The organism is Streptomyces sp. NPDC059861, from assembly GCF_042731435.1.
In the GTDB taxonomy this organism is placed as follows: domain Bacteria; phylum Actinomycetota; class Actinomycetes; order Streptomycetales; family Streptomycetaceae; genus Streptomyces.
The window spans coordinates 1-25,873 of sequence record NZ_JBHWJQ010000047.1; the positions used below are offsets into that span (position 1 = coordinate 1).

Genomic DNA, 25,873 nt, shown 5'->3' on the forward strand with positions numbered 1-25,873 from the left:
CGAGGACTTCGTAGAAGACGGCACGTTTGAACCACTCGGGGTCCCGGTCCTTGGCGGGGGTGTCCTCGAAGGTGTCCGGCACGGGCTCGTTGACGGTCATGACGCTGCTGACCCTCCGTTCTGCGGCGAGACGGGCGGCCTGTGGACATGGAGCACGTGGGCGGGAGCCCGGCCGGGCTCCAGGCGCACATAGTTGGTGCTGCCCCACTGATAGGTCTCACCCGTCAGTTCGTCGTGCACGGACACGGAGGCGTGCCGGTCCAGGCCGAGTTGCGGCATGTCCAACGAGACCGTGGCCTCCTGGGTGTGGTGCGGGTCGAGGTTGACGACCACCAGGACGATGTCGGAGCCGGTGCGCTTGCTGTACGCGATGACCGCGTCGTTGTCCGTGTGGTGGAACCGGAGGTTGCGGATCCCGTGCAGGGCGGGATGGTCGCGCCGGATCGCGTTGAGCCGCGTGATGAGGGGGGCGATGCTGTGCGGGGCGTCCCAGTCACGTGGCTTGAGCTGGTACTTCTCCGAATCGAGGTACTCCTCGCTGCCCTGTCGCAGGGGGACGTTCTCGCAGAGTTCGTAGCCCGAGTAGACGCCCCAGGTGGGGGAGAGGGTGGCGGCGAGGACGGCACGGGCCTCGAAGGCGGGCCGGCCGCCGTGCTGGAGGTGGGCGTGCAGGATGTCGGGCGTGTTGACGAAGAAGTTGGGCCGCATGTACGCCGAGGCCGGACCGGAGAGCTCGGTCAGGTACTCCGTCAGTTCCTGCTTGGTGTTGCGCCAGGTGAAGTAGGTGTACGACTGCTGGAAGCCGATCTGGGCCAGGGTGTGCATCATCGCGGGGCGGGTGAAGGCCTCCGCCAGGAAGATCACGTCCGGGTCGGTGCGGCCCACGTCGGCGATGACGCGTTCCCAGAAGACCACCGGCTTGGTGTGCGGGTTGTCGACGCGGAAGATGCGCACGCCGTGGGACATCCAGTGCCGCAGCACCCGCAGCGTCTCGGTGACCAGGCCGTCCATGTCCCGGTCGAAGGCGAGCGGGTAGATGTCCTGGTACTTCTTGGGCGGGTTCTCCGCGTAGGCGATGGAGCCGTCGGGGCGGTGGTGGAACCACTCCGGGTGCTTGTCCACCCAGGGGTGGTCCGGTGAGCACTGCAACGCGAAGTCGAGTGCGATCTCCAGCCCGTGGGCCCTGGCCTGGGCGACGAACCAGTCGAAGTCGTCCAGGGTGCCCAGGTCGGGGTGGACGGCGTCGTGCCCGCCCTCGGACGAGCCGATCGCCCACGGCACGCCGACGTCGTCCGGTCCGGCGGACAGCGCGTTGTTGGGGCCCTTGCGGAAGGTGCTGCCGATCGGGTGGATCGGCGGCAGGTAGACCACGTCGAAACCCATCGCGGCGATCGCCGGGAGACGCCGCGCGGCGGTGCGGAACGTGCCGTGCGGGCGCTCCCGCGTTCCCTCGGAGCGGGGGAAGAACTCGTACCAGGACCCGAACAGCGCCCGCTCCCGCTCCACCAGCAGCGGCAGCGGCTGCGACGCGGTCACCAACTCCCGCAGCGGATACCGCGCGAGCACCGCGTCCACCTCCGGCGTCAGCGCCCCAGCGAGGCGGGTGGCGACCGGCAGCGAGTCGTCCCGGAGGGTCCGCGCGGCGGCGAGCACGACCTTGCGGGCCGCGCGTTCGGGTACTCCGGCGGCGGCCCGCTCGTACAGTTCGGCGCCCTCTTCGAGGACCAGCCCGGTGTCGATGCCCGCCGGCACCTTGATCCCGGCGATGTGCCGCCAGGTGGCGACGGGATCGCTCCACGCCTCGACGGAGTACGTCCACAGGCCCACGGCGTCCGGAGTGACCTCGGCGCCCCAGCGGTCGGTGCCGGGGGCGAGTTCGCGCATCGGTGTCCAGGGGCCGGGGCGGCCCTCGGGATCCCGCAGGACGACATCGGCGGCGACCGCGTCATGTCCCTCGCGGAACACGGTGGCCGTGACCTGGAACGTCTCTCCGGGCACGGCCTTCGCCGGGCGCCTGCCGCACTCCACGGCGGGATGGACGTCCCGGACCGGAATGCGGCCGATGGCCTCAGTCGTACTCATGGGTCTCACCTCCGTCGTACTCGAAGCCGGGCCCCTCGGCCCGGCTCGGGATACTGCACCTGAAAAGGGGGCTAGAGCCCCGCCCGGGAACGCTTTCCCGAGGGAGGTCCCCTCCGGGGGACCCGGCCCGGACGCGGTCGGCAGGTCTCGTCCCGCAGGTAGGTGGCCAGCGTCGTGCGCAAGTAGCGCTCGGCCGCCTCGGCGGCCTCACGCGCGCAGCGCTTTCCCATCAGCACGCAGAGGGTGTAGCCCGAGTCCTCGAAGCCGGTCCGCACCGCGCTGTCGGTGGGGGCCGCGAGCGTCGCACGCTCCCAGGCCCGGTACCGCCGCAGCTGCCGGGTGACCTCGGCTCTGGCTGGTAGCAGCATGGCGCCGTTCACCTTCCGGGCGCTCGATGGGCACGTTCCCGACGGTCGGGCCGGCGGCCGTGCCCGCGAGGGGGCACGGATCCGTTACGGCGATCGAGGCACCTTCACTCATGGTGCACGTACGACGACTCAGCGTCTTGTTAGAGCTTCAACCATCACGATGGTTCGCTCGTGTTGCACGAATGGACTAGCACCCGCACTGTAGTTGTGACTCCGAGGCGAACAGTGCTCACACTTCGTGTTCGGGGATCGGCTTGCGAGGGCGAGGGTGCGAGAGCCTCGCCGGTGAGGAGCCACGATGAAGACCGCAGTGCCCTGCTACTACCACCTCGACGTGGAAGTCAGCCCGGAACGCGTCGGACAGGTCAGCCGCATCCTCGCGGCCCACCTGAAGTACTGGGACCTCGACCCGCTGGTCAAGCCCGTCTGCGGCAGCGCCGAGCTGCTGCTGAAGGCCATCGACGAGCACGCGACGGACAAGCACACATCCATCGAGATGTGGTGGAACGGCCAGCACCTGATCACCGCCGTCGGTGACAACGACCAGGCACTCCGCCCCGACCTCGATCTGCGGGCGTGCCTGGAGCACATCGCCGCGATGAGCGACGGCTGGGGCTGCTGCGCCACCGAGACCGGCAGCAAGGTCATCTGGTTCTCGCAGCGGGCCCGCGCCGGCGAGCGCGTCCCGCTGGTGCCGAAGGCGCCCGCCCCCGATCTGCGCGAGGGGCTGCAGGTGCCCCGCGAGATGCCGGTCGCCGCCCTCGCCACCCCGATGCTGCCGGCCGACGGCGCCCTGGAGGACGCGCGGTGACGAAGAAGAAGCCGAACGGCAAGGACGGGGTGCCCGCGTGGAGCGGGCACCCCTATCCCTTGGGCGCGTCCCACGACGGCAAAGGCACGAACTTCGCGCTGTTCAGCGAGGTCGCCGAACGCGTCGACCTCGTCCTGGTCGACGACCGCGGCAACCACCGCGAGGTCCCCCTGACCGAGGTCGACGGCTTCGTCTGGCACGGCTGCCTGCCCGACGTCAAGCCCGGCCAGCGGTACGGCTACCGGGTGCACGGGCCCTGGCATCCGTCCGCCGGTCAGCGCTGCAACCCCGCGAAGCTGCTGCTCGACCCGTATGCCAAGGCCGTGGACGGACAGTTCGACAACCACCCCTCGCTGTACGAGCGCGCGGCGTCCGGGCCGGACCCGGCCGACAGCGCCGGGCACACCATGCTGGGCGTGGTCACCGACCCGGCGTTCGACTGGGGCGACGACCGCCCACTCGGACGGCCGTACGCCGACACGGTGATCTACGAGGCGCACGTGCGCGGACTGACCCGCACGCACCCCGACGTGCCGCCCGAGCTGCGCGGCACCTACGCGGGACTCGCGCACCCCGCCGTCGTGTCGCACCTCGCCTCGCTGGGCGTGACGGCGGTCGAGCTGATGCCGGTGCACCAGTTCGTGCAGGACGGTGTGCTCCAGGACCGCGGTCTGGCCAACTACTGGGGCTACAACACGATCGGATTCTTCGCTCCGCACAACGCCTACGCCGCGCACGGCACCCGGGGCCAGCAGGTCACCGAGTTCAAGTCGATGGTCAAGGCGCTCCACGCGGCCGGGCTGGAAGTGATCCTCGACGTGGTCTACAACCACACCGCCGAGGGCAACGAGAAGGGCCCCACGCTCTCCTTCCGGGGCATCGACAATTCCTCGTACTACCGCCTCGTCGACGGGGACTGGCGGCACTACTACGACACCACCGGCACCGGCAACAGCCTGCTCATGCGGCATCCCTACGTGCTCCAGCTGATCATGGACTCGCTGCGGTACTGGGTCACCGAGATGCATGTCGACGGCTTCCGCTTCGACCTCGCGGCCACGCTGGCGCGGCAGTTCCACGAGGTGGACCGGCTGTCGGCGTTCTTCGACCTGATCCAGCAGGACCCCGTCATCAGCAGGGTCAAGCTGATCGCCGAACCCTGGGACGTCGGCGAGGGCGGCTACCAGGTGGGCAACTTCCCGCCGCTGTGGTCGGAGTGGAACGGCATGTACCGCGACGCCGTACGGGACTTCTGGCGCGGCGAGGAACACACGCTCGGCGAGTTCGCGTCCCGGCTGACCGGCTCCTCCGACCTGTACCAGCACAGCAGGCGCCGCCCCCGCGCCAGTGTCAACTTCGTCACCGCGCACGACGGATTCACCCTGCGTGACCTCGTGTCGTACAACGACAAGCACAATGAGGCCAACGGCGAGGGCAACCGGGACGGAGAGAGCACCAACCGGTCCTGGAACTGCGGCGCCGAGGGCGAAACGAACGACGCGGGGGTGCTCGCCCTGCGTGCCCGCCAGCAGCGCAACTTCCTCGCCACCCTGCTGCTGTCCCAGGGCATCCCCATGCTCTGTCACGGCGACGAGATCGGGCGCACCCAGGGCGGCAACAACAACGCCTACTGCCAGGACAACGAGGTCTCCTGGATCGACTGGCGGCTGACCGGTGAGCAGCGGGAGCTGCGGGAATTCACGCGGTACGTCATCGCGCTGCGCGCCGCCCACCCGGTGCTGCGCCGGCGGCGCTTCTTCCGGGGCGAGACGGTCAGGCACGCCGGGCAGCCGCTGCCGGACCTGGTGTGGCTGCAGCCGGACGCGACCGAGATGGCGGACGAGGACTGGCAGCGCTCCGACGCGCACACCGTCGGTGTCTTCCTCAACGGCGACGCCATCGCCGAGCCCGACGCCTACGGGCGCCGCGTGGTCGACGACTCCTTCCTGCTGCTGCTCAACAGCTACTGGGAGCCGGTGGACTTCCGGCTCCCGGACAGCACGTACGGCGAACGCTGGACCACCCTCATCGACACCGCCGACCCTGAGGGGCCGCCGGACGAGACCGAGCACAAGGCGGCGACCGCCCTCACGGTGGAGGCGCGCAGCCTCGTCCTGCTGTCCCGGCCGTCACGGAGCGCGCCACCCTCGTAGGCGGCGTTCGGTGCCCGCGCCGGGAGGCCCTCACGGTGCCCGGCGCGACGTCACCGTGAACTGCGCCCCGTCGGGGTCGCGCAGCACCGCCTCCTCGGCGCTCATGCGCAGCACGCTGCCGCCGTGGTGTTCCGCCGCCCGGGCGCATTCCGCCACGTCGGCGACGGCGAAGTGGATCTGCCAGTGCGGGCGGATCGTCGGATCGGGAGCCGCTCCCAGGGCGCCGGACTCGATACGGGCCACCACATCGCCTCCGCTGCGCAGGACGACCTCCTCGCCCTCGTAGTTGATCTCGCAGCGGCCGCGGGCCGCCGAGGCCCACTCCAGGACCTCGCCGTAGAAGATCGCGGCGTCGAAGGCGTCCCGGGTGTGCAGCCGGATGAAGGCCGGCGCGGCGCGGTGCCAGGTCTCCCAGTCGGTGACCAGCTCGCCCTCCCAGATGCCGAAGGTCGCGCCGTCCCGGTCGGCGAGCAGCGCCGCCCGGCCGGGCGGCAGCGAGATGGGTCCCACCGCCGCCGTACCGCCGCGCTCCTGCGCTCTGGCCACCGCGAGGTCCGCGCTGGGGACGGCGAAGTAGGGCGTCCAGGCGACGGCCATCTGCCACATGGCGGCGACCGCGGCGATTCCGGCCACCGGCGCGCCGTCCACGAGCGCGATCCGGAAGTGGTCGCCGAGCTTGGCCTTCCGCCACTCCCAGCCCAGCACGGCGGTGTAGAACTCCTCGGTGGCGCGGATGTCCCGGCTGGTGAGGCTCACCCAGCAGGGCGCACCGAAGGCGTCCTTCGTGGAGACCACGTCCGTCGCGCGGGCCGTGGGTGTCGAGTCATGTCGCATGGCAGTCGTCCTGGTCTCGTCGACCGGTAGCCACCGGTTCGACACCAGTGTCCAACCGGAACCGGTCATGGCGCCTGCCGAGTACCCCGGTGGCAGGCGTCATTCCCAATGGGGAGGATGGGGGGATGGCAGGAGTACCGCACGAGCCCGCCGGCGACACCGACCGGCTCCGGGCCTTGGAGGACGAGATCGTCCAGCTCAAGGAGGCCGTCTGTTCGCATGCCGTGGTCGACCAGGCGATCGGCATGATGGTGGCACTCGGAAGGGTGACGCCGGACGAGGGATGGGCGGTGCTGAAGGAGGTGTCCCAGCACACGAACACCAAGCTCCGCACGGTCGCGGAGCTGGTGCTGGCCTGGGGCCGCGAGGGGGAGATGCCCCCGGAGATCCGCGCCGAACTGGAGGACGCCCTGGACCGCTACGGTCCGACACAGATCCCCGGTGCACCTCCGCAGGAGTGACTCGTCCTGGCCTCAGCGGGGTGTCCCCGCGAGCAGTTCCTCGCGCAGCCTGGCGAAGCAGGCGCTGAGCAGCCGGGAGACGTGCATCTGCGAGATGCCCAGCTGCTGCGCGATGCAGCTCTGTGTCATCCCCTGGAAGAAGCGCAGATAGAGGATGGTCCGCTCGCGCTCGGGCAGGGCCTGGAGACAGGGCGCCACGGCGACCCGGTCCACCACGATGTCGTAGCTCGGGTCCAGCCCGCCGATCGCGTCCGCGAGTGCGTAGCCGTCGGTCCCGGGCATCTCGGCTTCCAGGGACAGCGCCGTGAAGCACTCCAAGGCCTCCATGCCGGTGCGCACCTCGTCCTCGCTGAGTTCCGCGTACGCGGCGATCTCGGCGATGGTGGGGGGCCGCCCAGGGGTGGTCTGGGAGAGCTCCTTCGTGGCGCGCCGCACCCGGTTGCGCAGGTCCTGGACGCGGCGCGGGACGTGCAGCGTCCACATGTGGTCACGGAAGTGGCGCTTGATCTCGCCGGTGACCGTCGGCACGGCGTATGCCTCGAAGGCACGGCCGCGTTCGGGGTCGTAGTGGTCGACGGCCTTGACCAGACCGAGGGCGGCGACCTGGTAGAGATCCTCCAGGGCCTCGCCGCGGCCCCGGAAGCGGACGGCGATCCGCTCCGCCATGGGCAGCCAGACCCGGACCAGTTCGTCCCGCAGCGCCTTGCGCTCGGGGCCGTCCGGCAGCTCGCGCAGGTGTACGAAATCGGCGGCCGTGTCTGGTGCGTCGTCGTGGGGATGTTGCTTCGTTCTGCTGGCGGTACGCATGTGCGCGCCTCCCTCAGCAGGTGCCGGGTGGACAGACACCGTGGGCGCCGCGCCCGCACCGCGCACAGGAGTAGTGCGGGAACGGCTGGCGGTCCCACGGACGTGCCTCCTGTCCGAAGCACTCAAATAGGTCTTCCCCGGCATAAACACACACGAAACACACTTCAGGTCTGCAGTGTGTTCTCCGTCTTGATTTCTCATCTTCGACGTGCTCGCCCCCGAACGTGCAGAACGCGTCCCCCTGGCGCTGACCGCCGTCGGTCCCGCCGACGCCGCCGACCGGCTCGCCGATACCTGCTCCGGCGGCATGGTGCGCCGGCAGGAACTGGCCCAGGCGTTCGTTCAGCGCCCCGCGACTGCTGAGCCGGCGGTCGCCGCCGCGCTCGGCATCGCCGCGGCCTCCTTCCCGCTGGGCCGGCCGGCCCGCTGACCCGGGGCGCGAACGTGATGTGCGGCACGCCCGGGAGGGGGACGGTGCGGATTCTCCCTGCGCACGGCTTGATCAGCGATCACGTGCGGGAAATCCCTGGCCACAGCCCATTCCGCTCATTTGACACTGCGCTGAGCCCACGGATAGGAAGCAGCTTCGAGAGGTCGAGAGGTGGAGTGTGTACGAGCCGAACGTGGTCGGGGACTGGCAGGAGTACGACGAGCATGCCGGTCTGCGCGTTCGCGTCCACGGTCTGGAGCGGGCCGAGCCGCCGCGCGGACGCGACGACGCCGCCGAGGGACTGACGTACTTCCGGCTGCGGGTGACCGTCGAGAACCGCGGTGAGAACCGCTTCGGCATCCACCTGGAGGACGGCCAGATCGATGTACGCATCGGACCCGACGGGGAGAGCGCGTTCGTCGACTGGCGCAACTCGCAGTTCATCGAGGGCTACGACGTCTACCCGCTGCGCCGGGCCACCGCCGTGATGTACGGGGCGGCGCCCGAGGCGGCCCTGGGACAGGTGGACGTCCAGATCCAGATGCGGGTGGACGACGACTGGGCCGACCGCCGGCTGTGGACGGGCGGCATCGGCCTGGACGAGGCGACCCCCTGCGCTCCGGCCGGAGCCGGCCGGGAGAGCCTCGCCCACCAGGTGAGCAAGTTCCTGCGCGACCAGGCCGAGGAGGGCACCGCCTGACGACGGTCGTCGACGACGGTCAGTGCGGAATGCCGTCGATGATCTCGCGGGCGCCCTGACGCAGCAGTGCCACGGCGACCGATGTGCCGAGGGTGGCCGGGTCGAGCCGCCCCGCCCACTCGTGGGCGTTCAGACGGGTCTTGCCGTCCGGAGTGAACACGCAGGCCCGCAGGGAGAGTTCGCCGTGGTCGATGCGCGCGAACCCGGCGATCGGGCTGTTGCAGTGCCCTTGCAGCACGTGCAGGAACATCCGCTCCGCCGTCGCCTCCCGGTGCGTGCCGGGGTCGCCGAGCGCGCTGATCGCGTCGATCAGATCGCCGTCGCCCTCGCGGCACTGGAGGGCGAGGATGCCCGCGCCGATGGGCGGCATCATCACCTCGGGGGAGAGGACCTCGCTGATCACGTCCTGGCGGCCCAGGCGCTCCAGACCGGAGACGGCCAGCAGCAGCGCGTCCGCGTCACCGGCGGCGAGCTTGTCCAGCCGTCGGCCCGCGTTGCCGCGGAAGGGCACGCACTCCAGGTGCGGATGGGTGGCGGCCAGCTGGGCGACCCGGCGTACCGAGGAGGTGCCGATACGGGTGCCGGACGGGAGTTCGTCCAGGGTGAGCCCGCCCGGATGCACCAGGGCGTCACGGATGTCGTCGCGCTTCAGGAACGCCGCGAACACCGTGCCGGCCGGCAGCGGACGGTCGGCGGGCACGTCCTTGACGCAGTGCACCGCGAGATCGGCCTCACCGGCCAGCAGTGCCGCGTCGACCTCCTTGGTGAACGCGCCCTTGCCCTCGACCAGGGAGAGATCGCCGAGCCACTTGTCGCCGGTGGTCTTCACCGGCAGCACCTCGGTTCTCACCTCGGGGTAGCGGGCGGTCAACCCGGCCTGGACGCGGGCCACCTGGGCGAGCGCCATCGGGGAGTCGCGGGAGACGATGCGGATCAGTGCGGGGACCGGCATGCGGACACGATAGACCGTCACCGGCCCCCGCCGTGCACGAGAGCGCCTGTCAGGCGTTGGGGTCGAACGGGATGCCGGACGGCTTCGCCGAGGCCAGGTGGGAGGCGAAGCTGCTGTCCTTCAGGCCGAAGTTCGCGCTGCCGAAGTTGTACGACGTCAGCTTCTCCCGCACGCCCGCCGGGTAGCCGCTCCAGCCGACCAGCGTCGGGTACTGCCAGGTCCCCTTGTGGTTCTCCGGCGGCTCGTCGTTGGAGTTGGCGGCACGGAAGCAGTGCGTGCTGATGCCGTCCTTGTGGTAGACGACCTTCGCGTGCGTGCCCTCGAAGCGGATGGCCGAGGCGTTGTGCACGGTGAACGAGCCGTGGTTGGACGTCGAGACGTACTTGACCTGGTTGTCCTGCACCCACACCACGACGTGCTCCCAGTCGTGGCGGTGCCCGCCGATGCTGCTGCCCGGCAGGGCCTGGTCCTTCTCGAAGTACAGGCCGTACACGATGCCGCACCAGCCGTTGTTGCACTTGTAGCGCGAGTAGCTGTTCGTGTTGTCCAGGTCCGAGGCGTCGCGGCAGTTGCCGTTCAGCGCCCCGGTCGGGTTGAGGCCGCCGTTGACGGTGCCGTCCGCGCTGATGGCGGGCGTCGCGTAACAGCCGTCCGTGTCGTAGTCGAAGGCCGGCTGGAACGTCCGCTCCAGGCTGTCGGCGTTGCCGGGCAACGCCGGCGGCGGCGCGGCGAAGGCGGTGGCGGGAAAGGCTATGACGAGCGCGGCGGCACCACCGAGCACGGTGAGCCATCTCCTGCGGTGTGTGACGGACCTCTGTGACGACACTGCGTCCTCCTCCTGGTTCGGGCGCAGCCCAAGGGCTGTGGGGGGAAAGGCAGTTCAGCTTCCCCGGAATGCCCTTCCGCGCCAAGAGGTCGCAGGCGTCCCGTTGGTGAAGGACAGCCCAATAGTTGTCTGCTGAAACGACGTCAGCCGAGGTGCTCCGGCAGGTCGGCCGTGGACTCCTCGGGCGTCAGGTCGGGCCGCAGCCGGAGCCAGGACGGCTGGCGCAGCAGCCCGGCCCGGGTACGGGTGCTGTAGCGGACCTCACCGACCAGCCGGGGCAGCACCCAGCGCGCTCCCGGCGCCGGCGGTACCGGATCGAAGGGGCAGACGTCGCTCGCGTGCTCCCGCAGCAGCGCCGCGAGTTCAGTCCGTTCGGCCTCGCTCCAGCCGGTGCCCACGCCGCCGACGTACCGCAGCCGTCCGGCGGCGTCGCGCTGGCCGACCAGCACCGCGCCGGGCAGGCCGGTCAGCCGGCCCTTGCCGGGCTGCCAGCCGCCCACGACGACGTCCTCGCCGCGCATGTTGCGGATCTTGATCCAGGCGCGGGAGCGCACACCCGGTTCGTACACCGAGTCCAGCCGCTTGCAGACCAGGCCCTCAAGACCGTGGTCGAGGGTGGCCTGGAGCGCCTGTGCGCCATGGCCCACCAGCGCGCCCGGCGTGGACCAGAACGGTCCGGCCAGGCCCATCTCCTCCAGCCGGGCACGCCGCCGGGCGTAGGACTGCCCGGTCACGGAGTGCCCGGCCAGGTGCATCACGTCGAACAGCACGAGATGGACCGGCACCTGAGCCGCCCGGCGCGCCGCCCGTACGGGCGAATGGGCGAGGCCCATACGGGACTGGAGCAACTGGAAGTCGGCGCGCCCCTGTTCGTCCAGGGCCAGCACCTCCCCGTCCAGCACCGCGGCCGTACCGCCGAGGGCGGCACCGAGCGGCAGCAGTTCGGGGTAGGCGCCGGTGATCTCCTCGCCGGACCTCGCGCGCAGCACCACGCTTCCGTCGCCGGGGAGATACACCACCGCGCGCTGGCCGTCCTGCTTGGTCTCGTACGCCCACCGCGCGTCCTGGGCGGCGGGTGGCAGGGCGCCGGGTGTGGCGAGCATGGGGGCGATCAGCGGCAGGGTCACGGCTTGAGGTGTCGACGCGGCGGGGCGGCGCCACGCGCCCCGCCCGCAGGTTTCCCCTGAACGGAGGGCGCGGTCAGAGCGCCGCGGACGGCGGCGGCATGGCTCCCGCCAGCCCTGACTGGTAGGCGATGACGACCAGTTGGGCACGGTCGCGGGCGCCCAGCTTCGCCATCGCCCGGTCCACGTGGGAGCGCACTTCCGGCGTGCTCACCAGGAGCTTCTCCGCGATCTCCGCGTTGGTCCGGCCCTCGGCCACCCGGCCCATCACCTCGCGCTCCTCGGCGGTCAGCGCGGCGAGGTCCTCTGGAGCCGCGAGCCGTGCGCCCTCCTCGGGCGCGGACAGGAAGCGGGTGATCAGGGCGCGGGTGGCGAGCGGGGAGAGCAGGGACTCGCCGGCCGCCACGGTCCGGACGCCGTCGAGCAGGGCGTCGGGGGTGGCCTCCTTGCCGAGGAAGCCGCTGGCCCCGGCCGCCAGTGCCTCGGCGACGTCCTCGTCGATCTCGGAGGTGGCGAGGACCAGTACACGGGTCGCGGACAGGTCCGGGTCGGCGCAGATGGCGGACGTGGCGGCCAGTCCGTCACTGCCGGGCAGGCGGATGTCCATCAGGACGACGTCGGGCCGGTGGGCCCGGGCGAGCTCGATCGCCCGGGCGCCGTCGACGGCCTCGCCGACCACCTCCATGTCGTCGCAGGAGTCGATCAGGATCCGGAAGGCGGCCCGCAGCAGGGCCTGGTCGTCGGCGAGCAACACGCGGATGGTCATGAGGTGCGTTCTTCCCTTGCCTGGGGAGCGGGGGTGCGGCGGCGGCGCGGTGGTGACCTCGTCGGTGACGTGATCCCGGCCGGCCGGGATCTCCGATCGGGTGTCTTGTCCCATGGTGGGCGATCTCCACGGATAAGGCCGGTCGGCTTCCCCTGCCGTCGGCACATGTCATCCGCGCGAGGTACCCCGCCCCCTGGCGCGTCGCGCACCGCCCGTGGCCTGCACGCGGCGGGCGACGGACGGGCGTGGCGTGCAGGTGGCGGCTTCAGGGGCGGGCCACGGACCGGGCGTGCCTTGCAGGTGGCGGATCTCGGCAAGCGCCCCGGCGGCCGTTGCGCCTGACGGGGTGTGACGGACGGGCACGGCGCCTGCGCGACGCGCCGCCCGCTGGGGGGCTCGTGCGTGGGGGCCTCGGCGGCGCGTCGCCCGCCCGGTGTGGCTCGCGCGTGGCGGACCTCGCGGCACGCCGCGCACCACTTGGGCATGCCGTCCACCTGGACCGGGGCGTGGAGCTGCGGGGTGGCCGTGACCGAGGTGCCCGAGGGCGGCGTACGGCTCGCGGACGGCGAGGTCGTCCGGGCCGACGAGGTGCTCGTCGCGCTCGGCTCGCAGCCGAACACCGAGTGGCTCGACGGCAGTGGACTGACGCTGGGCGACGGCGTGGTCTGCGACGCGGCGCCCGGCGTGTACGCGGCCGGTGACGTCGCCCGCTGGCACCACCGGCTGTTCGGGGCGCCGATGCGGATCGAGCACCGCACCCACGCCGCCGAGCAGGGCATGGCCGCCGCCCGGAACCTGCTCGGCGCCGGGGCGCGCCAGCCGTTCGCGCCGGTGCCGTACTTCTGGTCAGACCAGTACGACCTCAAGGTGCAGGCCTACGGCAGTCTGCGCGGGCACGACGAAGTGGCGCTCGTGGAAGGCGACGTGGGGGAGTGCCGGTTCGTGGCCGCGTATCGCCGGGGCGACCGGCTGACCGGAGTGCTCGCCGTCGGCACGCCGCCGCGCACGATCCGGACGTGGTGGCAGGCGATCGCGTCGGGCGCCGACTGGGCGGAGTCCATGCGGCCCGCCGCGGCCGGAGCGGGTGCCGCTTGATCGTCCGTGCCGTGCCGCCCCGCCGACCGCGGGCACAGCGAATTACTTGAGTTAGGCAATAAATGGTAAAGTGGGTGGCATGCCCTCACCGCCGCTCCCCCCGGGCCCCGTGTCCCCCGAGATCGTCGAGATCGAGCGGGCCCTCACGCGCATCACGTACCTCAGCACCCGCGCCCGGCAGCACGACCGCCTGATGGCCTTGGCCGGAGTGCCGCTGGACCGCGCGGCAGTGGCGCTGCTGCGGCAGATCGCGGACTCGGAGCCGCTGCGCCCGGGGGAGCTGGCCAACCGGCTCGGCGTGGAGGCCTCGCATGTCACGCGCACGGTGCAGCAGTTGCAGCGCGCCGGGTTCGTCACCCGTGTCCCCGACCCCGACGACCGGCGCGCCCAGCGCATCGAACTCACCGACACCGGGCGCGAGGCCATCGAGCGGATCCGCGACGTCGGCGCGCGCGGCATGCAACTGGCCCTGTCCGAGTGGTCACCCGAGGAACTGCGCCGGCTCGCGACGCTGTTCCACCGGATGGTCGACGACTTCCTCGCGGTGTCGATCGACGACGACTCGGACCAACGGGCCACCGCGGAGGCGGGCACTTCCTGAAGCCGCGGGCACACACGGGTGCCGCCATCGCCTTACCGGCGAGTAGTATCTCGCGGCAGGCGATCCGAGGAGGAACCGTGCCCCCGTCCCAGCCGCTGGTCGGCGACAAGATCGAGGACTTCGAGCTGCCGGACGAGACGGGCACGCCCCGCCTGCTGACAGAACTGCTCGCCGACGGACCCGTCGTGCTGTTCTTCTACCCCGCCGCCCTCACCGCCGGCTGCACCACGGAGGCCTGCCACTTCCGGGATCTGGCGGCGGAGTTCGCCGCCGCCGGCGGGCGGCCCGTCGGCATCAGCGGTGACCCGGTCGAGCGGCAGGCGGAGTTCGCCGGACGGTACACGCTCGGCATGCCGCTGCTGTCCGACGTGGACGGCGCGATCCGTGAACGGTTCGGTGTGAAGCGGGGCTTCCAGCTGGCCCCGACCAAGCGGGTCACCTTCGTCATCGCCGAGGACCGCACGGTCCTGGAGGTCGTCCGCAGCGAACTCCGTATGAACACCCACGCCGACCGGGCCCTCGCCGCCCTGCGTGCGCACCGGGGCGCGGGAGCCACTGACTGACGGAGTCGTATCCGCGATACTGGGCCCATGCGGCTGCGAGGCACGGCCTGCGTCACCGCCTGCATGGTGCTGGCGGCCGCGATGGGCTGCACGAACGGCGAAGCCGCCGCTCCTGAGAAGTCCGAACCGGCAGCGACCCGCACCGAGCGCCCGGCCACCGCCACCACCCCGACGCCCGAACCGCCCGACCCCGTGTCCCTCCCGGGTCTCATCGCCCGCGAGCACACGGGCTCCGGCCTGCGCCTCGGCGCCGTGCGGATGCGGACCGGCGCCTACACCCAGTACGCCGTCACCTACGAGGCGAACGGCCTCACCATCTCCGGCCTCATGAACGTGCCCGAGGGAGAGGGCCCCTTCCCGGCGCTCGTGCTCGCGCACGGCTACATCGACCCCGCCGTCTACACCACCGGCCGCGGACTGGCCCGCGAGCAGGACCTGCTCGCCCGCAACGGCTATGTGGTCCTGCACACCGACTACCGCAACCACGCCGGCTCCGACGACGACCCGGACAACGACGTCACCCTCCGCCTCGGCTACACCGAGGACGTCATCGCCGCCGTCAAGGCCCTGCGCGGCGCCGGCCGCCCGGAGATCGACGGGAACCGGATCGGCCTGCTGGGCCGCTCCATGGGCGGCGGCGTCGTGTACAACGCGCTGGTGGTGGCGCCGGGCCTGGTGGACGCCGCCGTCGTCCACGCCCCGGTCAGCTCCCGTCCCGAGGAGAACATCGACCGGTTCCAGCGCCCCGACGGCGACCCGGTGGTCGCCGAGATCGAGGCCGCGCACGGCACCCCCGAGCAGAACCCCGACTTCTGGCGGGAGGTCTCACCGGTCACCTACGCCGACCGGGTGACCGAACCGCTCCTCATCCAGCACGGCACCGCCGACGCCACCTGCCCGCTGAAGTGGTCCGAGCGGACCGCGGCCGCGTTCGAGGCGGCGGGCAAGGACGTCCGGCTGGTGAAGCAGCCGGGGGAGGGCCACACGTTCTACGCCCGCTGGCGGGCCTCCATGGACGCCACCATGGACTTCTTCGGACGACACCTGCGCTGACGCCGGGCGGGGCACTCCGCATCGGGCCACGCGGGTCAGTCCTCCCGGTCGTCCGCGGCGACCTGGGCGAGCGTGCGGCCGCTGCGCACCGAACGGGCCCGCCGCGGGTCCGGCGTGCCCCGCCCCGCACCCGTGTGCCCGGCCTTCACCAGCAGCCAGGCCTCCGCGTCGCCCTGATCTCCCCGGAACCGGGTGAGCGCGTACTCGCCGTGCAGTTTCGAGCCGTTGCGCCGGAACGTGGCGTGCCCCCGCTCCAGCGACTCCCCGAAGTCGACCGGCTGCCCCTTGCGGTCGTGGCTCATCGGCTCGTACGTCCCGATGTCCCAGACGATCACCGTGCCGCCGCCGTACTCGCCCGCCGGGATGACGCCCTCGAACTCCTCGTACTCCAGCGGGTGGTCCTCCGTCGGCACCGCGAGCCGCTTGTCCTTCGGGTCGGCGGACGGCCCCTTCGGGACCGACCAGGACTTCAGCACGTCGTCGACCTGCAGCCGGAAGTCGAAGTGCAAGGTGCTCGCGTCATGGATCTGCACCACGAACCGGGGGGCGTCGCCCGGGGGGCCCGCACGCCCCTCGGGCTCGCCGGTCCGTCCGAAATCACGTTTGCCGCGGTAGGTCCGCAGCCGGTCGCCGTCACCACCCGTGACTCCTTCCGTGCGTCCGCGCCGCCGGGTACCCGGGCCCACCGGACTCAGAACTCCTCGTGCACCTCGGGATCCCCACCGGTGCGCTGCGGCGCGCGGTCGGCGATGGCCTGCATCTGGGCGGGGCCCAGGGTGAACCCGAAGACGTCGAGGTTCTGCCGCTGCCGCTCGGCGTCCGCCGACTTGGGGACGGGCAGCGCGCCCAACTGGGTGTGCCAGCGCAGCACGACCTGACCGGGCGTCACACCGTGCGTCTCGGCGATGGTGACGACGACGGGATCCTGGAGCAGGTCGGTGCCCCGGCCGAGCGGGGTCCAGCTCTCGGTGACGATGCCCTTGTCGGCGTGGAAGGCCCGTGCCTCCTCCTGCGGGAAGTACGGATGCAGCTCGATCTGGTTCACGGCGGGCAGCACGCCCGTCTCCTTCTCCAGGCGCTCGATGTGCTCGGCCGTGAAGTTGGAGACCCCGATCGACCGTACGAGGCCCTCCTCGCGCAGTTTGATCATGGCCCGCCAGGAGTCGACGTACTTGCCGACGCGGGGGAGCGGCCAGTGGATCAGATACAGGTCCACCTGCTCCACGCCCAGCCGACGCCGGGACTCCTCGAAGGAGGCGAGGGTCTCCTCGTAGCCGTGGTGGCGGCCCGGGAGCTTCGTCGTCACCACGATCTCCTCGCGCGGGACCGGGCTGCGGGCGATCGCGCGACCCACGCCGGTCTCGTTGCGGTAGTTCGTCGCCGTGTCGATCAGGCGATAGCCCAGGTCCAGGGCGGTGAGCACCGCCCGCTCGGCGTGCGCGTCGTCCAGCGGCCAGGTGCCCAGGCCAATGGCGGGGAGCGTCGTGCCGTCGTTGAGCGTGTGCGCCGGAATGCCGTTCACGGTCCACCCTTCCGCTCTGCTGTGCCGTACCGCCAGTATGGGCGGGCCCGGCCCGGCCCGCCGCCGCGACCGGCAACCCGCGTGCCGGGCCGCCGCCCGGAACGGCCGACGGCCCGCCTCGTTGCCCACGGTGGATGATCGCTGTCACGCTCTTCGACGGAGCCGGCCGGACGACCAACGGAGTGCGCATGACGACGGACAGGGCCATGGCGGGGAAGCGGGCCGCGGGAGTCGAGGTGAACCCCGTCGCGGGGTACATCGGAGCCGAGATCACCGGTGTCGACCTGGCCGGCGAGCTGGACGACGCCCAGGTGGCCGCTATTCGCGAGGCGGTGCTGCGTTGGAAGGTGGTGTTCTTCCGGGGGCAGCGCCTGGACCACGCCGCGCATGTGGCGTTCGCACGGCGGTTCGGCGAGCCGGTGGTCCTGGGGCGGCGGGGCAGCGCCTCACCGGCTGGCTTCCCGGAGATCGAGACGACCGCCGACCGGCTGGAGCTGGGCGGCCGGTTCGGCATGGAGCACGAGGAGTGGCTCCAGCGCCGCCGCCACACCCTGCTGCGCGGCTGGCACTGCGACCACGGCGCCCGGATCGACCCGCCGGCCGCGACGATCCTGCGCGCCGAGACCGTCCCGCCGTACGGCGGCGACACGACCTGGTCGAACCTGGCGGCGGCGTACGCCGGACTGTCCGCGCCGGTGCGGCACTTCGTGGACGGGCTGCGGGCCGAGCACCGGCTCGGCGTCGGCTACCAGCCCCGGCCCGGCGACGACGCCTACCTGCGCCACCTGCTGGACCGTCAGGTCGCCTCACGGCATCCACTGGTGCGTGTCCACCCCGAGACCGGTGAGCGGGTGCTGTACGTCAACGGCTACTACGTCGAGCAGATCACCGACGTCTCCCGCCCCGAGAGCCGGCTGCTGCTGGAGATGCTGCTGGAACAGGCCGTCCGCCCCGAGTACACGGTCCGCTTCCGCTGGGAGCCGGGCAGCGTGGCCTTCTGGGACAACCGCGCCACCATCCATCTGGCGCCCAGCGACAACGCCCACCTCGATCACCCCCGGATCATGCACCGGGTGATGCTCGCCGGTGACGTCCCCGTCGGCGTGGACGGCAAGCCCTCGGAGCCGATCACCGGCACCGAGCCGGGACGCTGGTGAGTCAGGCGCCCGGCCGCCGCCCCAGCGCCGGGGCCAGCTTCGTCGCCACGTCGGTGAGGATCTGCTCGTAGTCCTCGTGCGCGAAGCTGAACGGCAGCGCGAACGCCACCTCGTCCACCTCCCGGAACGCGGCGTGCGCGGCGAGGCGTTCGGCGAGTTCCTCGGACGTGCCGACCAGGTCCGGCGCGAACAGCAGCCGCGCCGGGCCCTGCGGGGACGCCGTACGGGCCAGGCGCCCGGCGGCGTACTCCTCGTACTTGGCGCGCTGCTGTGGTGACGCGGAGTCGGTGGGGATGACGACGAGCCCCTGGGAGACGCGGGCGGCCTCGCCGTCGGGGTGGGCGGCGCGGAAGGCCCGGATGTGGGAGAGCTGGATCTCGGCGAAGTCCACGGGCTCGTCCTCGCCGCCCTCGGCCTTGACGACGCTGCTGGTCAGCAGGTTCATGCCGTGCTCACCGGCCCACCGGGCGGACCGGAGGCCGGCGCCGCCGTACCACATGCGCCGGTCCAGCCCCGGCGAGTGGGGCTGCACCCGGTCGCTGAACACCTCGATGCCCTCGACCCCGCTGAAGCCGGTGGCCGGTACGCCCCGGACGAAGTCCAGCAGCCGCTCCACCCGCCCGTAGCCGAAGTCCTCGGCGTCCGCCGTGTCCGGGTAGAGCGCGTCCTTGACCTGGTCGTAGTGCATCGGCGGGCCGACGCTGACGCCCGGGTTGAGCCGGCCCCCGGACAGGATGTCGACGGTGGCCAGGTCCTCGGCGAGCCGCAGCGGGTTCTCCCAGCCGAGCGGGGTGACGGCGGTGCCGAGTTCGATGCGGTGGGTGCGTTGCGTGGCGGCCGCCAGGACGGCGACGGGTGAGGAGATGCCGTACTGCAGATGGCGGTGGCGCAGCCAGGCGCTGTCGAAGCCCAGCCGCTCGCCCAGCTCGATCAGCTGGAGCGTGGACTCGTGGCCCCGGCGCGGGTCCGCCTCGTCGAACAGCCCGATCGTGAGGAAACCCAGCTTGCGCAGCGGTCGTGATGTCGGCGGCACCCGGTTCCTCCGTGGTCTGTCGAACCTGTTCTGCAGCGGTGCCAACAGGAAGGCGGCCTGCGGTGTTCCCCGCCCGGGGCAGGCGTGGAAGTGCGGGGCCCTTGATCGGGTGTTGCAATGACGGGAGGTGCCACCTCCCGGCCGCGCCCGGGCGCCCGGCGTCGAAGGAGGCGTCGGCCGGGCCCGTATCCGTCTCCGAGGAGTGGCCGTGAACCAGGACATCGAGGAAATGGGGCCGATCGACTATCTGATCATCGAGTTCCCCGGCAACCGTATGACGGGTGAGGGGTTCCCGTTGCTCGTCGATCTGGTGGAGCGCGGCATCATCCGGATCATCGACCTGGTCTTCGTGCGCAAGGACGCCGACGGGTCGGTGGGCGTCGTCGAGTTGCGTGAGGTCGGGGACGAGCTCGATCTGACGGTGTTCGAGGGGGCCTCCTCCGGGCTGCTGGACCAAGGCGACCTGGACGACGCCGGTGCCGCGCTGGACGCCGGCAACTCCGCGGCGATCCTCGTGTACGAGAACGTGTGGGCCGCGCCGATGGCCCGCGCGTTGCGGCGCGGCGGGGCCCAACTGGTGGCGAGCGGGCGCATCTCCGTGGACGCGCTGGTGGCGTCGCTGGACGCGACCGAGTCGGCGGCGCCCTGAGCGGACCCCTGGCCCTCCGGTGAGCCGGACCTCCGCCGGCACCTCGCCGCACTTCGTACCGACCGCATGGGAGATGAGTGAGCATGCCAGGACTTCTTCGTGGCGTGGCCCGCACCGCCGTGGTCGCGGGTACCGCCACCGCGGTGTCCAACCGCGTCTCGCGGCGGCAGGCGGGCCGGTGGGCCGAACAGGGCAGCCAGCCACAACCCGCGTATCAGCAGCCGGCCGCACCTCCTGCCGCCGCACCACCCCTTGCCGCCGCGCCCGAGCCTGCCGCCGCCGACATGACCGGCAAGATCGACCAACTGAAGCAGCTCGCCGACCTCAAGGCCCAGGGAGTGCTCACCGAGGAGGAGTTCGACGCCCAGAAGCGCCGGGTCCTTGCCTGAGCCGGAGGGGCGAGCAGCCGCGCGGGATCCGGCTCCCGCCACCGCGGCCCCCGCCGGTACCCAGCCGGACGAGGCGGAGCGGCTACGTGATCTGCTGCGCACCCCGGCTTATCAGAAGGCCCTCCTCCTCTCGGCGCTCCTCGGTGTCCCGGTCTCCCTCGCCGCGTTCTGGTTCCTCGCCGCGCTCCATGAGCTGGAGCACCTGATGTGGGCGGAACTGCCGGCGCGGCTGGGCTGGGGCATTCCTCCCTGGTGGTGGCCCCTGCCCCTGCTCGCGGTCGCCGGCGTCGCCGTCGGGCTCGTCGTCAAGCACCTGCCGGGCGCCGGCGGCCACATCCCCGCCGCGGGCCTGAACGCCAAGGGGACGACTCCCGCCGCCCTGCCGGGGGTGATCCTCGCGGCCGTGGTCAGCCTGCCGCTCGGCGCCACACTGGGCCCGGAAGCTCCGCTGATCGCACTCGGCGGCGGCCTCGCACTGCTGCTCGCGGAACTGATGCGGTCGCTGAAGACACCGCAGGGCTCGGCGCTCCTCGGCGCGGCCGGTGCCGCTGCGGCGCTGGCCGCGATCTTCGGAAATCCGCTCGCCGCCGCCGTGATCCTCATCGAGATGGCCGGAGTGGGTGGCCCCCAGCTGTTCGCGGTCATGCTGCCGGCACTTCTGTCCAGCGGGATCGGGGCCCTCGTCTTCACCGGATTCGGCCGCTGGACCGGACTTTCCACGGGAAACCTCTCACTGACCTTGGGCGTTCCGATCCCCCGCCTCGATGCGGGGGACGTGCTCTGGTCCGTGGTGATGGCCGTCGGTATCGCCGTCGCACTTCACAGGGTTCGGGCCACCGGGCGGCGGGCGGCGGGACTCGTCTCGGGGCGGCCGATCACCGGCACGGTGATCTGCGCCCTCGCCGCCGGGGCGTGTGCCGCGGTGTACACACTGGCCGTCGGGCGGAGTCCCGCGGACGTGGCGTCGTCCGGCCAGGCCTTGCTGGCCCGGATGGCCGAGGAACCGCATTCCTGGGGCGTCGGAGCCCTGGTCGCCGTGCTCCTGTGCAAGGGAGTGGCGTACGGGCTGTGTCTCGGCAGCCTGCGCGGCGGTCCCATCTTTCCCGCGCTGTTCTTCGGTGCCGCGGTGGGCGTGCTGGTGGCACCGCTGCCCGGACTGGGAGTCGCGCCCGGCATGGCGGCGGGCATGGCGGCCGCGGCGGCGGCCATGCTGCAGCTGCCGGTCAGCAGCGTGGTGCTGGTGGTCCTGGTACTGCGCAGCGAGGAGGTGATCCCCGTGGTGATCATCGCGTCCGTCGTGGCCTTCGTGACGGTCCAGTTGCTGCCGGCCGGGCGCCCTGTGCCACCGGCGGTGGGCCGGAAGGGGGCGACGTGACAGCCGCCCGGCGAGCTCCCGGGGAACGACCGGCCCCGGTGGTGCGGGGAGTCGGTGTGCCGGTGGTGCGGGAAGTCGGTGTGCCGGTGGCGCGGGGAGTCGGTGTGCGGGTCGTGCGGGGAGTCGGTGTGCCGGTGGTGCGGGGAGTCGGTGTGCCGGTGGTGCGGGGAGTCGGTGTGCGGGTCGTGCGGGGAGTCGGTGTGCCGGTGGTGCGGGGAGTCGGTGTGCCGGTGGTGCGGGCAACCGGTCTGCCCGCAGGGGCAGACGCACGCGGGCCGGACGTACGACCCATGTCACGGCGGCGCCCGGTGTGGCGTCCCGACGGGCTGGGCCACGCCGCCCTTTCAGGTCGTCGGTCGCCATGAGCCCGCCCCCCGCACCGCCGCCTCCCGCACCGCCGCCTTCGGGTGCGCCGCGCTCCGAGGCGCCGCAGCGCATGTCCGAGGCGGCCTTCCGCTCGCTGTACCGCAGCGTGCGCGAGCTCGCGGCGGAAGACCTGGACGAGGCGGACCGTCGGCGCGGCGCGCTGAGCCGGATCACACCGGCCGATGTGGTGGCCGCCGCCCAGGACGTCCGCCACGGACGCGCCGTGTCGCTGGCCGCCCCCGTCGAGACACGTCCCGGCCCGGACGACGCGGAACCGGCGTCGCACCGGATGACCGCACCGGCCGCCGGTGAGGAACGCCCCTCGGCCGGCCTCGCGTTCGCCCGCGACCGGTTCGCCATGAACGTGCACGGGGACGCGGACAGCCACCTGGACGCGCTCTGTCACGTCATGTTCGACGGCACGCTCTATGGCGGTGTCCCGGCCTCGACCGTCACGCCGGAGGGCGCCGGCGCGCTCACGGTGGACCTGGCGGCCGACGGCATCACCGGCCGTGGCGTCCTGCTGGACGTCCCGCGGCTGCGCGGGGTGCGGTGGCTGGAGCCCGGCGACCAGGTGACCACCGACGACCTCGTGGCGGCCGAGGCGGCGCAGGACGTCACGGTCGGCGCGGGCGACCTGCTGTTCGTGCGCGTCGGGCACCGTCTCCGACGCCGCGGTCTCGGCGCCTGGGACGCGGCACGGGCACGGGCGGGCCTGCACCCCGGGACGGCGCGCTTCCTGGCCGAGCGACGCGTGGCCGTCCTCGGTTCGGACGGCAACAACGACACGGCACCCAGCGCGGTGGCCGGGATCGAGTTCCCGATGCATGTCCTCGCCGTGCACGCCATGGGGGTGCATCTCCTCGACTACCTGGACCTCGAGGAACTGGCGGCGGAGTGTGAACGGCTGTCCCGATGGCACTTCCTGTGCGTGGCGGCTCCGCTGCGGCTGCCGGCGGCCACCGGCTCCCCGGTGAACCCGATCGCCGTCCTGTGAGCCTGCCGCGCCCGCGCCCGGCCCCGAAGTGCCGCATCACCGCAGGGCGCGTACGTTCGAAAAGGGGCCAGGGCCGCAGCGTTCCGGCAGCCGCCGGAGAGCGCGAAAGCAGGAAAGGGGGCCGCCATGGGCGACTTCCCCCACTACGACGTCATCGTCATCGGCAGCGGTGCGGGCGGCGGCACGCTCGCCCACCGGGTCGCCCCTTCGGGTAAGCGCGTCCTCATCCTCGAACGCGGCGACTACCTGCCGCGCGAACGCGACAACTGGGACTCGACGGCCGTGTTCGTCAAGGGCAAGTACCGGGCCCCGGAGTTCTGGCTCGACCGACACGGCAACGAGTTCCCGCCCGAGGTGAACTACTACGTCGGCGGCAACACCAAGTTCTACGGCGCGGCACTGTTCCGGTTGCGCCCCGAGGACTTCGGGGATCTGCGCCACCACGACGGCGTCTCTCCCGCGTGGCCGATCCGCTACGAGGACCTGGAGCCATACTACACGCAGGCGGAGCACCTCTACCGTGTGCACGGCCGGCACGGCGAGGACCCCTGGGAGGGGCGGTGCAGCGCTCAGTACGCCCATCCGCCGGTCGAACACGAGCCGCGTATCCAGCAGTTGAGCGACGACCTGGAGAAGCAGGGACTGCACCCCTTCCACCTGCCCATCGGGGTCGACCTGACCCAGGGCGACGGCGGCCGGCCCACGCACACCAGCGCCTGCATCCGCTGCAACCGGGTCGACGGATTCCCCTGCCTGGTGCGGGCCAAGTCGGACGCCCAGGTGATCTGTGTGGAGCCCGCCCTGCTGCAGCCCAATGTCGAGATGATCACCAATGCGCGGGTGACGCGGCTGGAGACCGACCCGACCGGACGCAACGTCACAGCGGCCGTCGTGCGGTTCGAGGGCGAGGAGGAGGCCCGCTTCTCGGCGGATGTCGTGGTCGTCGCCTGCGGCGCGGTCAACTCCGCCGCCCTGCTGCTGGCTTCGGCGAGCGAGGCGCACCCGAACGGCTTGGCGAACAGCTCGGACGTGGTCGGCCGGCACTACATGCGGCACAACAACCTCGCCCTGATGGCCGTTTCGAAGGAGCCGAACGAGACCCAGTTCCAGAAGACCCTCGCCCTGCACGACTGGTACCTGGGCGCGGACGACTGGGAGTACCCGCTCGGCGGCATCCAGATGCTCGGCAAGTCGGACGCCGAGCAGATCCACGGCGAGGCACCCCGCTGGGCCGGCGCGGTGGCGCCGGACATGCCCTTCGAGGTCCTGGCCCATCACGCCGTCGACTTCTGGCTGTGCGGCGAGGACCTGCCGCAGCCCGGCAACCGGATCACCCTCGACGGCGACGGCCGCATCCGGCTCACGCTCGACGAGCACAACAACACCGCCGGCCTGGCGCGCCTGCGGCACAAACTCCAGCAGATGCTCGGTCGCCTCGGCATGCACGAGCACCAACTGCTGTCGCACAGCATCTACCTGCACAAGGGCATGCCCATCGGCGCCACCGCCCACCAGGCGGGCACGGTGCGCTTCGGCACCCACCCGGCGAGCTCCGCCCTGGACGTCGACTGCAAGGCCCACGACGTGGACAACCTGTACGTCGTCGACACCAGCTTCTTCCCGAGCATCGGGGCGGTCAACCCGTCCCTCACCGCCATCGCGAACGCCCTGCGCGTGGGCGACCACCTGGTGGAGCGCCTGAGCTGAGAGCCCCCGCCGGCGCGGCGTTCCGCCCGGGTGAAGATCCTCCGCCGGTCGGCGCAACGGGCACGTGCCCGGCGTTCCGCCGCCCGGCCCCGGTGATTGTGTGCCGCTGAACGTCCGGGCCCGGTGGCCCGGCCGGTCCGGGCCACCAGCCGAGGAGACAGTCATCGTGAGTTCCCCCGAGGGCGCACCCCAGGGCATGATCCCCGCACAACTGCTCAGGGGCCAGAAGGCTCTGGTCACGGGCGCCAACTCCGGCATCGGCAAGGCCACCGCCGTCGCCCTCGGCCGGGCCGGCGCCGACGTGGTGGTGAACTACGTGGCCGGCCCCGAGGAGGCGGACAAGGTGGTCGAGGAGATCGCCTCCTTCGGCGTGCGGGCGGCCGCCTACCAGGCGGACGTCTCCGACGAGGACCAGGTCGTCGCCATGACGAACCGGATGGTCGAGGAGTTCGGCACCATCGACATCCTGGTCGCCAACGCCGGCATGCAGCGCGACGCCCCCTTCACCGAGATGACGCTCGCCCAGTGGCAGAAGGTCCTGGACGTCAACCTCACCGGGCAGTTCCTCTGCGCGCGCGAGGCGGTCAAGGAGTTCGTGCGGCGCGGGGTCGTCCCCGAGGTGTCGCGCGCCGCGGGCAAGATCATCTGCATGAGCTCCGTGCACCAGATCATCCCGTGGGCCGGACACGTCAACTACGCCGCGTCCAAGGGCGGCGTGCAGATGATGATGGAGACGCTGGCCCAGGAACTCGCGCCGAAGAAGATCAGGGTGAACGCGATCGCCCCCGGAGCCATCAAGACCCCCATCAACCGCAGCGCCTGGGAGACCCCCGACGCCCAGACGGATCTCCTGAAGCTGATCCCCTACGAGCGCATCGGCGAGCCCGACGACATCGCCCACGTGGCCGTCGGCCTCGCCTCCGACCTCATGGACTACGTGGTGGGCACCACCCTCTACGTGGACGGCGGGATGACTCTCTTCCCCGGCTTCGCGACCGGCGGCTGACTCACCTCACTCGCCTCGGCTGCCACCGGCCGGCCCTACTGAGGGA

Annotated in this window: 26 protein-coding genes and 1 pseudogene; 16 read left to right on the top strand and 11 right to left on the bottom strand. The window is 71.8% G+C overall.

Going from position 1 to position 25,873, the window contains the following annotated elements:
* Nucleotides 1–96 precede the first annotated feature (96 nt).
* Nucleotides 97–2,082, bottom strand: a complete 1,986-nt coding sequence (locus ACFV6X_RS31015; protein WP_385389202.1) for an alpha-1,4-glucan--maltose-1-phosphate maltosyltransferase — start codon at nt 2,080–2,082, stop codon at nt 97–99.
* 71 nt (nt 2,083–2,153) lie between these two features.
* Nucleotides 2,154–2,450 (bottom strand): DUF5133 domain-containing protein, encoded by a 297-nt coding sequence (locus ACFV6X_RS31020; RefSeq protein ID WP_365451253.1) that lies wholly within the window; start codon nt 2,448–2,450, stop codon nt 2,154–2,156.
* A gap of 298 nt (nt 2,451–2,748) precedes the next feature.
* Here ACFV6X_RS31020 and ACFV6X_RS31025 point away from each other — a divergent pair, with 298 nt between their 5' ends.
* Entirely contained in the window at nt 2,749–3,261 is a 513-nt protein-coding gene (locus ACFV6X_RS31025) for a pep a2 (protein ID WP_385389205.1), read from the top strand.
* Nucleotides 3,258–5,414, top strand: coding sequence for a glycogen debranching protein GlgX (gene glgX / locus ACFV6X_RS31030; protein ID WP_385389207.1), 2,157 nt, complete (start codon nt 3,258–3,260; stop codon nt 5,412–5,414). Before ACFV6X_RS31025 ends, glgX begins: the two co-directional genes overlap by 4 nt.
* 30 nt (nt 5,415–5,444) lie before the next feature.
* On the opposite strand, the gene ACFV6X_RS31035 is transcribed toward glgX, so the two are convergent.
* The gene (locus tag ACFV6X_RS31035; RefSeq protein ID WP_385389210.1) at nt 5,445–6,248 is read right to left on the bottom strand and encodes a VOC family protein; all 804 of its coding nucleotides are present in this window, start codon (nt 6,246–6,248) and stop codon (nt 5,445–5,447) included.
* Between the two features lie 125 nt (nt 6,249–6,373).
* On the opposite strand from ACFV6X_RS31035, the gene ACFV6X_RS31040 reads away from it, so the two are divergent.
* Nucleotides 6,374–6,709 (top strand): ANTAR domain-containing protein, encoded by a 336-nt coding sequence (locus ACFV6X_RS31040; RefSeq protein WP_385389212.1) that lies wholly within the window; start codon nt 6,374–6,376, stop codon nt 6,707–6,709.
* Nucleotides 6,710–6,721: 12 nt separating this feature from the next.
* On the opposite strand, the gene ACFV6X_RS31045 is transcribed toward ACFV6X_RS31040, so the two are convergent.
* A complete protein-coding gene (locus ACFV6X_RS31045; RefSeq protein WP_385389215.1) occupies nt 6,722–7,516 on the bottom strand; it encodes an RNA polymerase sigma factor SigF in 795 nt (264 codons plus the stop codon).
* 199 nt (nt 7,517–7,715) lie between these two features.
* Here ACFV6X_RS31045 and ACFV6X_RS31050 point away from each other — a divergent pair.
* Together ACFV6X_RS31050 and ACFV6X_RS31055 are read left to right on the top strand one after the other, a co-directional pair.
* Nucleotides 7,716–7,911: pseudogene (locus ACFV6X_RS31050) on the top strand (ABC transporter ATP-binding protein); the annotation flags it as partial.
* 213 nt (nt 7,912–8,124) lie between these two features.
* Nucleotides 8,125–8,646 carry a hypothetical protein gene (locus tag ACFV6X_RS31055; RefSeq protein ID WP_385389217.1) on the top strand — a complete coding sequence of 174 codons (522 nt, stop codon included), beginning with the start codon at nt 8,125–8,127 and terminating at the stop codon, nt 8,644–8,646.
* A gap of 19 nt (nt 8,647–8,665) precedes the next feature.
* Here the strand turns inward: ACFV6X_RS31055 and hemC are convergent, their stop codons facing one another.
* The 4 genes from hemC to ACFV6X_RS31075 form a co-directional block, all read right to left on the bottom strand.
* Entirely contained in the window at nt 8,666–9,598 is a 933-nt protein-coding gene (hemC, locus tag ACFV6X_RS31060; RefSeq protein WP_385389220.1) for a hydroxymethylbilane synthase, read from the bottom strand.
* A 49-nt stretch (nt 9,599–9,647) separates the two neighbouring features.
* Nucleotides 9,648–10,424 (bottom strand): NPP1 family protein, encoded by a 777-nt coding sequence (locus ACFV6X_RS31065; RefSeq protein ID WP_385389222.1) that lies wholly within the window; start codon nt 10,422–10,424, stop codon nt 9,648–9,650.
* Nucleotides 10,425–10,567: 143 nt separating this feature from the next.
* Entirely contained in the window at nt 10,568–11,551 is a 984-nt protein-coding gene (locus ACFV6X_RS31070) for an ATP-dependent DNA ligase (protein ID WP_385389224.1), read from the bottom strand.
* 73 nt (nt 11,552–11,624) lie between these two features.
* Entirely contained in the window at nt 11,625–12,314 is a 690-nt protein-coding gene (locus ACFV6X_RS31075) for a response regulator (RefSeq protein WP_385389227.1), read from the bottom strand.
* A gap of 483 nt (nt 12,315–12,797) precedes the next feature.
* On the opposite strand from ACFV6X_RS31075, the gene ACFV6X_RS31080 reads away from it, so the two are divergent.
* The 4 genes from ACFV6X_RS31080 to ACFV6X_RS31095 all read left to right on the top strand — a co-directional run bounded on the left by ACFV6X_RS31080 (nt 12,798) and on the right by ACFV6X_RS31095 (nt 15,626).
* Nucleotides 12,798–13,409, top strand: coding sequence for an oxidoreductase C-terminal domain-containing protein (locus tag ACFV6X_RS31080; protein WP_385389229.1), 612 nt, complete (start codon nt 12,798–12,800; stop codon nt 13,407–13,409).
* A gap of 79 nt (nt 13,410–13,488) precedes the next feature.
* The gene (locus tag ACFV6X_RS31085) at nt 13,489–14,010 is read left to right on the top strand and encodes a MarR family winged helix-turn-helix transcriptional regulator (protein ID WP_385389231.1); all 522 of its coding nucleotides are present in this window, start codon (nt 13,489–13,491) and stop codon (nt 14,008–14,010) included.
* 77 nt (nt 14,011–14,087) lie between these two features.
* A complete protein-coding gene (locus ACFV6X_RS31090; RefSeq protein ID WP_385389234.1) occupies nt 14,088–14,573 on the top strand; it encodes a peroxiredoxin in 486 nt (161 codons plus the stop codon).
* A 27-nt stretch (nt 14,574–14,600) separates the two neighbouring features.
* A complete protein-coding gene (locus tag ACFV6X_RS31095) occupies nt 14,601–15,626 on the top strand; it encodes an alpha/beta hydrolase family protein (protein ID WP_385389237.1) in 1,026 nt (341 codons plus the stop codon).
* 35 nt (nt 15,627–15,661) lie between these two features.
* Here the strand turns inward: ACFV6X_RS31095 and ACFV6X_RS31100 are convergent, their stop codons facing one another.
* Together ACFV6X_RS31100 and ACFV6X_RS31105 are read right to left on the bottom strand one after the other, a co-directional pair.
* Entirely contained in the window at nt 15,662–16,249 is a 588-nt protein-coding gene (locus ACFV6X_RS31100) for a DNA polymerase ligase N-terminal domain-containing protein (protein ID WP_385389313.1), read from the bottom strand.
* Nucleotides 16,250–16,317: 68 nt separating this feature from the next.
* On the bottom strand, nt 16,318–17,148 hold the full coding sequence (locus ACFV6X_RS31105) for an aldo/keto reductase (protein ID WP_385389239.1): 831 nt from the start codon (nt 17,146–17,148) through the stop codon (nt 16,318–16,320).
* Nucleotides 17,149–17,336: 188 nt separating this feature from the next.
* Between ACFV6X_RS31105 and ACFV6X_RS31110 the strand changes: the two genes are divergently transcribed.
* Complete coding sequence (locus ACFV6X_RS31110; protein ID WP_385389241.1) at nt 17,337–18,305, top strand: TauD/TfdA dioxygenase family protein; 969 nt, start codon at nt 17,337–17,339, stop codon at nt 18,303–18,305.
* A 1-nt stretch (nt 18,306) separates the two neighbouring features.
* On the opposite strand, the gene ACFV6X_RS31115 is transcribed toward ACFV6X_RS31110, so the two are convergent.
* On the bottom strand, nt 18,307–19,338 hold the full coding sequence (locus ACFV6X_RS31115; protein ID WP_385389244.1) for an LLM class flavin-dependent oxidoreductase: 1,032 nt from the start codon (nt 19,336–19,338) through the stop codon (nt 18,307–18,309).
* 229 nt (nt 19,339–19,567) lie between these two features.
* Here ACFV6X_RS31115 and ACFV6X_RS31120 point away from each other — a divergent pair, with 229 nt between their 5' ends.
* From ACFV6X_RS31120 to ACFV6X_RS31145, 6 genes are all read left to right on the top strand, one after another.
* Nucleotides 19,568–19,987, top strand: coding sequence for a DUF6325 family protein (locus tag ACFV6X_RS31120; RefSeq protein ID WP_385389316.1), 420 nt, complete (start codon nt 19,568–19,570; stop codon nt 19,985–19,987).
* An 83-nt stretch (nt 19,988–20,070) separates the two neighbouring features.
* Nucleotides 20,071–20,376, top strand: a complete 306-nt coding sequence (locus ACFV6X_RS31125; RefSeq protein ID WP_385389246.1) for an SHOCT domain-containing protein — start codon at nt 20,071–20,073, stop codon at nt 20,374–20,376.
* Nucleotides 20,369–21,751 (top strand): chloride channel protein, encoded by a 1,383-nt coding sequence (locus ACFV6X_RS31130; RefSeq protein WP_385389249.1) that lies wholly within the window; start codon nt 20,369–20,371, stop codon nt 21,749–21,751. The genes ACFV6X_RS31125 and ACFV6X_RS31130 overlap by 8 nt, the downstream gene beginning before the upstream one ends.
* A 436-nt stretch (nt 21,752–22,187) precedes the next feature.
* The gene (locus ACFV6X_RS31135) at nt 22,188–23,114 is read left to right on the top strand and encodes a cyclase family protein (protein WP_385389252.1); all 927 of its coding nucleotides are present in this window, start codon (nt 22,188–22,190) and stop codon (nt 23,112–23,114) included.
* A gap of 126 nt (nt 23,115–23,240) precedes the next feature.
* Entirely contained in the window at nt 23,241–24,821 is a 1,581-nt protein-coding gene (locus ACFV6X_RS31140; RefSeq protein ID WP_385389254.1) for a GMC oxidoreductase, read from the top strand.
* A 196-nt stretch (nt 24,822–25,017) separates the two neighbouring features.
* Nucleotides 25,018–25,827 (top strand): SDR family oxidoreductase, encoded by an 810-nt coding sequence (locus ACFV6X_RS31145; RefSeq protein ID WP_385389318.1) that lies wholly within the window; start codon nt 25,018–25,020, stop codon nt 25,825–25,827.
* The last annotated feature ends 46 nt before the right edge of the window (nt 25,828–25,873 follow it).